General features: G+C 41.6%; 8 protein-coding genes. 7 read left to right on the plus strand and 1 reads right to left on the minus strand.

From position 1 onward, the window contains the following. The first annotated feature begins 83 nt into the window (after positions 1 to 83). The 7 genes from A5867_RS07875 (at position 84) to A5867_RS07910 (ending at position 7,204) form a co-directional block, all read left to right on the plus strand. Positions 84 to 2,858, plus strand: a complete 2,775-nt coding sequence (locus A5867_RS07875; protein WP_060792504.1) for a sigma-54-dependent transcriptional regulator — start codon at positions 84 to 86, stop codon at positions 2,856 to 2,858. Between the two features lie 229 nt (positions 2,859 to 3,087). Beyond that, positions 3,088 to 3,582 (plus strand): mannose/fructose/sorbose PTS transporter subunit IIB, encoded by a 495-nt coding sequence (locus tag A5867_RS07885; protein ID WP_026008065.1) that lies wholly within the window; start codon positions 3,088 to 3,090, stop codon positions 3,580 to 3,582. Positions 3,583 to 3,651: 69 nt separating this feature from the next. After that, positions 3,652 to 4,644, plus strand: coding sequence for a mannose/fructose/sorbose PTS transporter subunit IIA (locus A5867_RS07890; RefSeq protein WP_005225763.1), 993 nt, complete (start codon positions 3,652 to 3,654; stop codon positions 4,642 to 4,644). A 30-nt stretch (positions 4,645 to 4,674) separates the two neighbouring features. Beyond that, entirely contained in the window at positions 4,675 to 5,478 is an 804-nt protein-coding gene (locus A5867_RS07895; RefSeq protein WP_005225764.1) for a PTS mannose/fructose/sorbose transporter subunit IIC, read from the plus strand. A 20-nt stretch (positions 5,479 to 5,498) separates the two neighbouring features. Next, the gene (locus A5867_RS07900) at positions 5,499 to 6,410 is read left to right on the plus strand and encodes a PTS system mannose/fructose/sorbose family transporter subunit IID (RefSeq protein ID WP_005225765.1); all 912 of its coding nucleotides are present in this window, start codon (positions 5,499 to 5,501) and stop codon (positions 6,408 to 6,410) included. Positions 6,411 to 6,524: 114 nt separating this feature from the next. After that, positions 6,525 to 6,890, plus strand: a complete 366-nt coding sequence (locus tag A5867_RS07905) for a DUF956 family protein (RefSeq protein WP_005225766.1) — start codon at positions 6,525 to 6,527, stop codon at positions 6,888 to 6,890. A 74-nt stretch (positions 6,891 to 6,964) separates the two neighbouring features. Continuing rightward, positions 6,965 to 7,204 (plus strand): GlsB/YeaQ/YmgE family stress response membrane protein, encoded by a 240-nt coding sequence (locus tag A5867_RS07910; RefSeq protein ID WP_005225767.1) that lies wholly within the window; start codon positions 6,965 to 6,967, stop codon positions 7,202 to 7,204. A 147-nt stretch (positions 7,205 to 7,351) separates the two neighbouring features. On the opposite strand, the gene A5867_RS07915 is transcribed toward A5867_RS07910, so the two are convergent. Continuing rightward, the coding region (locus A5867_RS07915) for a PTS sugar transporter subunit IIA (protein ID WP_170927519.1) at positions 7,352 to 8,625 on the minus strand (1,274 nt) is incomplete at its 5' end.

Raw genomic sequence — 8,625 nt, forward strand, 5'->3', positions numbered from 1 at the left:
AGTATTCAAGTGGAAAAAACAAGGAGGCGAAGCTGTTGGGCAAGCGAATCGAACGGATTTATCAATATATCGTCGAAAATACGATGAGCGGCTTAGGGGAAAAGAAAGGGTTGTCTACTTCAGAAGTTGCCGATCATTTAGCCATTCAGCGCAGTAATGCCAGTAAGGATTTAAATAAGCTTGTCAAAGAAGGGCGCGTCGAAAAAAGCGACTCGCGGCCTGTTCGCTACTGGGCGGCAGGGGTCGATCCCAGCAGTAGGGAAAAGTATGTGCCAAGCTACAAAGAAAGTCGCCCGCAAAGAGAAAAAGCCTTCCCTCAACGGGTACAAGGAAAACCCTCTGACCGAGATATTTTTGCGACGATCATCGGTGCCAACGGAAGTATGAAAAATGCCGTTGAGCAGGCAAAAGCAGCGATCTTGTATCCGCCAAAAGGGCTAAACTGCTTGATCACAGGGCCTACTGGTTCTGGGAAAACCTACTTTGCCCATGCAATGTTTCAGTTTGCCAAAAGCAATCAAGTAATTGCCGATGACAAAGAATTGATCGTCTTTAACTGTGCAGACTATGCAAATAACCCAGAGCTTTTGATGAGCCATTTGTTTGGTTATGTACGGGGGGCCTTTACGGGTGCCGATCAAGAGAAGATCGGTATTATTGATCAAGCGGATGAGAGTATGTTGTTTCTCGATGAGATCCATCGATTACCGCCAGAAGGGCAAGAAATGATTTTTTACTTTATGGACCATGGAACGTTTAGTCGTTTAGGGGAAACGGGCAAAAATCATCAAGCGAATGTCCGAATCGTTGGAGCCACTACCGAAGACCCCAACTCAACGCTATTAGATACCTTTACCCGACGCATTCCTATCAATATTCAACTGCCCTTCTTTGAGAAACGACCCGCATCAGAAAAAGTCGATCTCGTTCGGGTGTTAGTCGGGCAAGAGGCGTCCCGTATTCAGCGGACGATCACCTTGACAGAAGATGTAGTCAAAGCGTTGATCGGCAGTGTCAGTTTTGGGAATATCGGTCAATTGAAATCCAATGTCCAGCTCGTCTGTGCTCGGGGCTTTTTGAATCATATGCAACAAGATGAGATTGAGATCGATTTGATCGATTTGCCAGAAGGGATTCGTTCGGGATTGATCGTTTTGGGGAATCGCCGCAATGAGCTGGCGGAGCTTTCTAAAATCCTTGAACCGAAGATCAGCATTCAACCGAATCAAAACTTAAACAATATTCAATCAGATTCCTATGAATTGCCTTACAATCTCTACGACATCATCGGGGATAAAGCAGCCTTATTAAAAGCAGATGGTTTGGATCAAGAAGCAATCAATCATTTTATTTCAACCGATATCAATGTTCATTTGAAATCTTTTTATAAAGATCACGGCTTCTCTTTTAATTCTGTCAATAAACTAAGTGAATTTGTCGATCAGAAAGTGATCAGTGTAACAAATCAAATTTATGAGATGGTTCGGAAACGGTTAAATTACGATTTCCAGCAAAACTTTATTTACGCGATGAGTTTGCATATCAGTTCTTTTTTGAAAAAGATCCATTTGGGAGAAGAACGGCAAACCAACGACAACATTCGTCAAATGGTGGCGGATTACCCCCAAGAGTTCGAAGTTGCCAAAGAAGTCCGCGACTTCATCGGCGACAGCTTTCACGTGGCGATTCCTGAAAGTGAATCCTATTACTTGGCAGTTCTATTGGTTTCACTGCGTACGACACATTCCTCTGGGAAAATTGGTGTCGTTGTGGCAGCTCACGGCAACAGTACGGCTAGTAGTATGGTACAAGTAGTCAAGCAGCTGTTGGAAGTCGATCAAGTGACAGCGGTGGACATGCCATTAGATATGCCACCGGCTGTGGCGTTGAAAAAAATCGTGGATAGTGTACGAGCAGTCAATGACGGCAGTGGGGTGATCCTCTTAGTCGATATGGGGTCCTTAGCGACCTTTAATAATGAAATCCAGCGAGAAACGGGTGTGGCTGTTCGAACAGTCGATATGGTGACTACCTCCATCGTCCTTGAGACGGTCCGTAAAGCATCAGTGATCGGCACGGACCTCGATCAGCTCTATGATTCATTACGGAAGTTCCGCGGATACGGGGCGGTCACTGTGGAAGAACCAGTGACACAAAACCACCACCCTAAAGCGATTCTAGCGGTCTGCGCTTCGGGAAAAGGGACAGCGCAGCGCATCAAAGAATTGATCCAAAGCTCATTGTCAAAACGCCAAAATCAAAATGTTGACGTAGTGACCTTATCGGTGGCGGATCTGAGAACGGACTTGGATCAGATTCAACAGCGCTACCGACTGATTGCCGCAACGGGGATCATTGATCCGCATATCGATGCACCGTTTATTTCATTAGAACGTTTTATCGACCAAGATGTTGATCTTTTGTTGGATGATATCTTATTGGAAAACGATTTGAGTTTTGAAGATGAAGTGCAGCTAGATGATCGGCAGGCAAAGGAAATCTGTGTTCGGTATTTAGAGGAAAACTTTACCTATATCAATGCGAAAAAAGTGGTAGAGCCGTTGTGGAAATTTGGCGAAGAGATCATTCACGATTTGGATTTGGTAGGGGCGCAGCAAGGCTTTCAGATCAATTTTGTGATGCATGGCGCAGGTATGCTGGAGCGGATCTTATTGCGTCAACCATTGACTGTTTCTGAAATTGATTTAGCAGCGATGGAGGAGAATCCTCTTTACGGCCAATTGCATGTGCATGTCCAATCATTTTCGCGCTTGATGAATATCGAAGTGCCGAAGACAGAAGAGTATTACCTGCTGGAGCTGATCAAAAACCATCACGAAAAAGAAATGTATTTTTAAATCCTGCAAATAATACAGATACACTAAAAAAGATACAGTATTTTTTAGTGTATCTTTTTTAGTGTATTGTTCGAATGCTGATTCTTAAGGTTTTTTCAAGAATAGTGTATCGAAAAAACTTGGCACGCTTCTTGCTTCTATATAAGTGGATACAGGAGGTGATTGAAAAAAGAACAGATCCTCAATATGAAAAGCGGATCGATGGATGTAGGAGGCTTGCACAATGGGAATGGATATACGTCTTGCCCGAATCGACGATCGGTTGATTCATGGTCAGGTCGCCACAGCTTGGTCGAAAATGACTGGTATCAATCGAATCATCGTGGTCAGTGATGAGGTCGCAAATGACCAATTACGAAAGTTTCTCTTGAAAGAAGCTGCTCCACCAGGAATCAAATCCAATGTGGTGACAGTAGCAAAAATGCTTGAGGTGGCGCATAACACATTATTTAATACGCAAAAAGTCATGTTATTATTTACCAACCCTCAAGATGTCGTGACTCTGGTCAAAGGAGGCATTGACATTCGTTCCGTCAATATCGGCGGCATGAGCTTTTCAATGGGAAAACGGATGATCACTAATTTCGTGTCAGTCAATGATCAAGATCTTGCTTCGCTGCTTTATTTGCAAAATCAAGGCATAGAAGTAGAGATACGCAAAGTTCCAGCTGATCGTAAAATCTTTTTGAAGGATATTTTGGAAAAAGAAGGTAGTCACCCTTAATTTTTTCGATGTTGTTTTTTCTTTCGTATTCGTGTCACATTTTTCAATTTTGATATAGGAGGTAAAAAGATGGTAGGAATTATCCTAGCAAGTCATGGAGAATTTGCTAACGGCATTTTGCAATCTGGTTCAATGATCTTCGGCGAACAAGAAAATGTTAAAGCTGTTACATTGATGCCAAGTGAAGGTCCAGATGACATCAAGGCAAAAATGCAAGAAGCAATTGCTACATTTGACGATCAAGAAGAAGTATTATTCTTAGTTGATCTTTGGGGTGGTACTCCTTTCAACCAAGCAAACAGCTTGTTTGAAGATCACAAAGACAAATGGGCAATCGTTGCTGGTATGAATTTACCAATGGTGATCGAAGCCTATGCTTCACGTTTTTCAATGAACACTGCGCATGAAATCGCTGCGCACATCGTTGAAACAGCTAAAGAAGGGGTTAAGGTCAAACCAGAAGAGCTTGAACCAGAAGAAGCGACAGCACCAAAAGCTGTGCAAGACGATCAACCTAAAGGATCACTTCCTCCGGGAACTGTTCTAGGCGATGGCAAAATCAAAATCGTGCTTGCGCGTGTGGATTCTCGTTTGCTACATGGTCAAGTCGCTACAGCTTGGACAAAATCAGTTAATCCATCTCGGATCATCGTTGTTTCTGATGCAGTGGCAAAAGATGATTTGCGTAAAAAACTGATCGAACAAGCAGCTCCTCCAGGAGTAAAAGCGAACGTCATTCCAGTGGATAAAATGATCGAAGTTTCTAAAGACCCTCGTTTCGGGAATACGAAAGCTTTACTATTATTTGAAAACCCACAAGATGTGTTGCGTGCAGTTGAAGGTGGCGTTGACATCACTGAGGTGAACGTTGGTTCAATGGCTCACTCTGTTGGGAAAGTTGTTGTAAGTAAAGTATTGTCGATGGGTACGGACGATGTGAAGACATTTGAAGATCTAAAAGGACGCGGCATCAAATTCGATGTGCGTAAAGTGCCAAATGACTCTCGAGACAACATGGACGAAATCTTACGCAAAGCCAAAAATGAATTGGCGAATAAATAGAAACGTATTCAACTAAATAGGAGGTCTATCATGACTATTATATCTATGGTATTAGTAGTACTCGTTGCCTTTTTAGCTGGTATGGAAGGAATCTTGGATGAATTCCAATTCCATCAACCGCTAGTCGCGTGTACTTTGATCGGTTTAGTGACCGGTAATTTGGAAGCATGTATCATTTTGGGCGGATCATTACAAATGATCGCACTTGGATGGGCAAATATCGGTGCCGCTGTTGCACCTGATGCTGCATTGGCGTCTGTTGCATCTGCAATTATTTTAGTTTTAGGTGGACAAGGAACTGCTGGTGTTGATACAGCGATTGCCGTTGCGATCCCTCTAGCTGTTGCTGGTTTGTTCTTGACAATGATCGTTCGTACATTGGCTGTGCCAATCGTTCACTTTATGGATGCTGCTGCTGAAGAAGGCAACATTCGTAAAATCGAAATGTGGCATGTGATCGCTGTATGTATGCAAGGGGTTCGTATTGCGATTCCTGCAGCTGCATTGTTGGCAATTCCTGCTGCAACTGTTCAAAACTTCTTAGAATCAATGCCTGCATGGTTAACTGATGGTATGGCTATCGGTGGTGGTATGGTTGTTGCCGTTGGTTATGCAATGGTTATCAACATGATGGCAACTCGTGAAGTATGGCCATTCTTCATTATCGGTTTCGTTATCGCAGCTATTTCTCAATTGACATTGATCGCTATCGGTGCTTTGGCAGTAGCAATCGCATTGATCTACTTGAACCTAACTAAAATGGGCGGATCATCAAATGGAGGCGGCGGCAGCAACACTGGCGACCCTCTAGGCGATATCTTGAATGACTATTAGAATCGAAGGAGGAGAAAAAAATGGCAGAAAAAATTCAATTAAATAAAAAAGATCGTTTAGCCGTAGCATGGCGCTCTACCTTCATTCAAGGTTCATGGAACTATGAACGTATGCAAAATGGTGGTTGGGCATTCTCAATGATTCCAGCAATCAAAAAATTATACAAAACAAAAGAAGACCGTGCCGCTGCATTGAAGCGTCACTTAGAATTCTTTAACACTCACCCATATATCGCATCGCCAATCTTAGGGGTAACATTAGCCTTAGAAGAAGAACGTGCCAATGGCGCGCCTGTCGATGACGTAGCGATCCAAGGGGTAAAAGTTGGGATGATGGGTCCTTTAGCCGGTGTCGGTGACCCTGTGTTCTGGTTTACTGTACGTCCGATGTTAGGTGCTCTAGGTGCTTCTCTTGCTTTAGCTGGAAACATCTTAGGTCCAATCATCTTCTTCGTTGCATGGAACATCATCCGTTGGGCATTTATGTGGTACACACAAGAATTCGGCTATCGTGCTGGTTCAAAAATCACTGATGACCTTTCAGGCGGATTGTTGCAAGATGTAACAAAAGGCGCTTCAATTTTAGGGATGTTCGTATTAGGGTCACTCGTTCAGCGTTGGGTATCGATCTCATTTGCGCCAGTTGTCTCAAGCGTACCGCTTGATGAAGGTGCTTATGTCGATTGGGCGAACTTGCCTTCTGGCTCTGCTGGTTTGCAACAAGCCTTCCAACAAGTTGCTGAAGGCCGTGCGTTGACTGATACAAAAGTAACAACATTGCAAAACAACTTGGATCAATTGATTCCTGGTCTAGCTGCACTATTGCTTACTTTATTATGTATGTGGTTATTGAAGAAAAAAGTTTCTCCAATCATCATTATTATCGGTCTATTCTTAGTCGGTATCGGTGGACACTTGATCGGATTGTTATAATCTTTTCAATGAAAGGTGCTTGGGGCAACCCAAGTACCTTTTTATTTATTCGCCAAACCTGCTGCAAACACGTATAATAAGATAATAAGTCGATATAGAATGGAGTAAGCGCAAATGGTACAATCTCTTAATACAAAAGTGGATTTGACGATCGATGCTACGTCTTTTTTAGGGATCAATGAGTACGGCAAAATCATGATCGGCGATAAAGCCTTTGAGTTTTACAATGACCGTGACAAACGCAAGTTTATTCAGATCCCATGGGAAGATGTCGACTATGTGATCGCTTCGGTCATGTTCAAAGGCCGTTGGATACCACGCTATGCGATCCGCACCAAAAAGAATGGCACGTATACCTTCTCCTCAAAAGAACCAAAAAAAGTCTTGCGAGCGATTCGTGAATATGTCGATCCAGACCATATGGTGCATTCATTAGGCTTTTTTGATGTATTGAAACGAGCCTTCACTCGCAGAAAATAACAAGAGAGCATATATTTTTCCAATTGATTCTCAATATGGTACCCTTTTTATAAGAAAGTTTAGGAGGGGTTAGTATGCACTTTTTATGGACATTGATCGTAGGAGCGGTCATCGGTTCAATCGGTGGTGCCATTGCAGGCGAAAAACGCGGTTGTATTTTTGATATCGTTGCGGGACTTGTAGGCGCATCGATTGGTCAAGGCCTTTTTGGCACTTGGGGACCGCAAGTAGCAGGAATGGCTATCGTGCCAGCGATTATCGGTGCGGTCATTTTCGTGGCAGTCGTATCGTTCTTTTTGGGACGTAAAAGATAATCTAGTAAAACGGAGTAAAAATGATCTAAATATACTCCAAATTGCATGAAAGACTAAACCTGATTTCAACCAGTCATACATTGGTATGTCTGCTGTTTGAAATCAGGTTTTTTTGTTGTCCAAATTTTCTTAATTACAGGAAAATGATTATTTGTAAACATCTATGCGACTGTATATTAACTTTTTGAAATCTTCAAATGATTGACAATTACGAACTTCCTGAATTGTAGGCTGGTCGTTAAAAAGCGCAATCAGCGATTCATATAATTCACGAAACGTTTGTTTGTCTGCTTTATTGATCGCAATTAACAAAACTAAATAAACCGTGTGTTTCCCCCAGCGGATTCCTGTCTTGGAAATAGTAACAGCGATACTAGTTTTTATTGCATCCATCTGTACTGAATGAGGAATGGCAATATTTTGAAAAGCAGTCGCAGCAGCTTCTTCTCTTCGATAGACTTGTCTTTCAAAAGCAGGATCGACATATCCCTTTTCTTCCAAACGTCTGCAAAGAAGTGAAAGAACTTGATTTTTGTTTTTCATGCTTGATTTTGCCACAAATAAATCGCTCTCGAAAAACTCGTCAAAATGTTCTCTTAATTTCTGGTTTTTATAATTATTTTGGTTTTTTAGGATGGCTTCTTGAATCAGATCATACTGTTCATGAAGGTTAAATGGAGAGATATGAACGATGGTATCGCTTTTGATCCTTGTGACTGGAATCGTACTGATGATCATATAGTGTCGACATTCGGATACCTCTGATTTAAGTGATTGCAAAGCTTCCTCAGATTGAATACTGTGGACTATGTTTATTTGGTTGCCAAAATCAAGTAATAACGTATTCAAAAGATTAGTACGCAATGAATGATAATCAGGGCACAGCAAAATAACCGGGATCTTCGATTTGTTTTTATTTTGGCGTTCGATTTCAGCACCGATATGCATAGCGATAAAAGCAGTTTCATCTTCATTGATAATTACTTCGTAGGATTCCATTAAATCCAAACTAATATATATAGCCATGTCAAAAATTATCGGGCTATTCAACTTGATATAGTCAGCCATTGGATTGTTGGTGAAACGCTGATTTATTGATCGAAAAAGCAGTCCTTTGATATGGAGTGAAAACGGTATGGTGAAATCTTCACTTGAAAGATCAATCATATACATTGTGTTGATATCTTGCACATAGCGATTAGTCAAAGAAAGAATTTCCGTTCCAATCAGCTCAGTCACTTCTTGTTTTGTCGTAGACAATGAATAATTGGCGTTTGCTCGAAATAAAATTGACAGTTCTGCTAATTCATAAGGATTTAAATGAATATCAAATTTTTTTTCTATAGAAAGATATAAATCATCCAGTAAGTTTTGTTCTTGTTCAGTTATTGTTGGCAGTAAATATTCATTAGAGCGTAATG

Source organism: Enterococcus sp. 6D12_DIV0197 (assembly GCF_002174385.1).
Lineage (GTDB): Bacteria > Bacillota > Bacilli > Lactobacillales > Enterococcaceae > Enterococcus_D > Enterococcus_D casseliflavus.